Below are 1,910 nucleotides of genomic sequence, written 5' to 3'. Positions count from 1 at the left end.
GGGCGGTCGGAACCGCCGGCACCGCCGACCTCGTCCGGCTCGTCTCCCTCGATCCGCTCCGCGCCGGCGTCCGCGTCCCCGGGACCGTCGTCGATGATGACGGCGTCGTCGGCGGCGGCGTCTACCTCTGTCCCGGCGGCCGTCGTCGCGTCGTCCGCGGTCCCGGTGGTCGCGTTCCCGGCGGTCGCGTCACCGGGAGCCCTCGCGGTCCCCTCGTCGGGAGCGTCCGCAATCGAGGGCCCGTCGTCGGCACGCTCGGCGGTGTCCGCCACCGAAGGTCCGTCGGGGGCGCGCTCCGCGGTGTCGACCGCAGCGGTGGCCTCCTCGGTCAGCTGTTCCATCGTCGTCACCTCGGTGTTCTCGCTCACGACCTGCGTCTCGCCGCACCGCGAGCAGGTCTTCACCTCCGTGACGGTCGTTATCACCTCGTTGCCGTCCTCCTCGCGCTCGCGCTGCAGTTCGGGTTCGTCGAAGTCGTGCCCGAGCAGACACCTGAGTCCCATTATGCGTCCCGTGCGGTGCCGAGGGTAAAAAAACGCCCCGTCGGCGTCCGACGCCCGGCACACGGGGGTCTGTCCCGTACACGACGGATCCTGCCCGAATACGACGGCTTCCCCCGACTACGTGGACCCCTCCCGAACGCGCACGGTCGTGGGCGGTTCCGGACGGGCACGCCCGGACGGGTCCGAGCGCGACACCCGCGTCTTTTAATCGGCTCGCCCGCGACCCCCACGACGATGACTCGGATCCGGGTACTGAGCTACAACGTCCGTTACGCCAACCGCGGCGACCACCACGACGCCTGGCACGAGCGCCGCGACGCCGTCGGCCGGCTCGTCCGCTTCCACCGCCCCGACGTCGCCGCGTTCCAAGAGCCGGTCGCGAGACAGCGCGGCGACCTCGACGAGCGGCTCCCGGGGTACGCGCTCGTCGGCCGGGGCCGGAACGCCGACGGCGACGGTGAGGGGTGCCCGATCGCCGTCCGCACGGACCGGTGGCGGGTCGTCGAGGACGACACGTTCTGGCTCTCGGAGACGCCCGCGGAGCCCTCGACCGGCTGGGACGCGACCCATCCCCGGATCGCGACGTGGGCACGGGTACGAATGGTCGACGGGGGCGACCACCGACCCGGAGACGGCCACCGATCCGGCGACGGCCACCGATCCGGCGGCGAACCGGACGCCGGCGACCGCGCGGAGCTGCTCGTCGTCAACACGCACTTCGACCACGTGAGCGCGCGCGCGCGGCGGGAGTCGGCCCGGCTGCTCCGAGAGCGGATCCCGGAACTCGCCGCGGGCGAGTCCGGCGCGGAGGGGACGCCCCTCGAACGCGACCCGATACCGGTCGCGCTCGTCGGCGACTTCAACTGCACGCCGGGGTCGAACCCGCACCGGATCCTCACCGGCGAGACCGTGACGGAGCGCCTCGACGAGGACGAGGAGCCCGCGGAACGCGGGTCGACCGAGGGCGGGTCGATCGGGGGCGGACCGACCGAGGGCGCCGCTCCCGTCCCGCTCCGCGACGCGGCGGCCGCCGCCGACCTGCGTCACGGTCCCGCCACGAGCCTGACAGACTTCGCGAGGCTGATCGACGGCCGGCAGATCGACCACGCGCTCGTCTCCCCGGGCGTCGGCGTCGCGGCGTTCGCGACGCTCACCGACCGCGACGACCGCGGACGGTACCCCTCCGATCACCTGCCGCTCCTCTCGAAGCTGAGGCTGTCGGATTGAGGGAACGCCGGCCCTATTGAAATCCTCAGTAGAGGATATGTCATAATCCGGCTGTGGTCAGTACAAGACTTCCAACGCTCAATTATCTGTATCTATTCGTGTTCCATCAACGAGGATCTTATCAGCACCTGTTACCTCTACAACGTGATTCGGAGTCTCAAACTCCAAACGCCAAGAGTT

1 protein-coding gene and 1 pseudogene are annotated in these 1,910 nt (G+C 70.8%); one reads left to right on the top strand and one right to left on the bottom strand.

Annotated features, from left to right (window positions below):
- Positions 1-503: pseudogene (locus GJ633_RS17395) on the bottom strand (hypothetical protein); the annotation flags it as partial.
- 234 nt (positions 504-737) lie between these two features.
- On the opposite strand from GJ633_RS17395, the gene GJ633_RS16280 reads away from it, so the two are divergent.
- The gene (locus GJ633_RS16280) at positions 738-1,730 is read left to right on the top strand and encodes an endonuclease/exonuclease/phosphatase family protein (protein ID WP_156589602.1); all 993 of its coding nucleotides are present in this window, start codon (positions 738-740) and stop codon (positions 1,728-1,730) included.
- The last annotated feature ends 180 nt before the right edge of the window (positions 1,731-1,910 follow it).

It is taken from the genome of Halorubrum sp. CBA1125 (assembly GCF_009742825.1).
Lineage (GTDB): Archaea > Halobacteriota > Halobacteria > Halobacteriales > Haloferacaceae > Halorubrum.
Note: the sequence above shows the minus strand (reverse complement) of the source record. Positions and strands in the feature narration are given on the sequence as shown.

Coding starts and splice junctions, on each gene's coding strand:
- GJ633_RS16280 (WP_156589602.1), top strand. CDS start 738: ATGACTCGGATCCGGGTACTGAGCTACAACGTCCGTTACGCCAACCGC.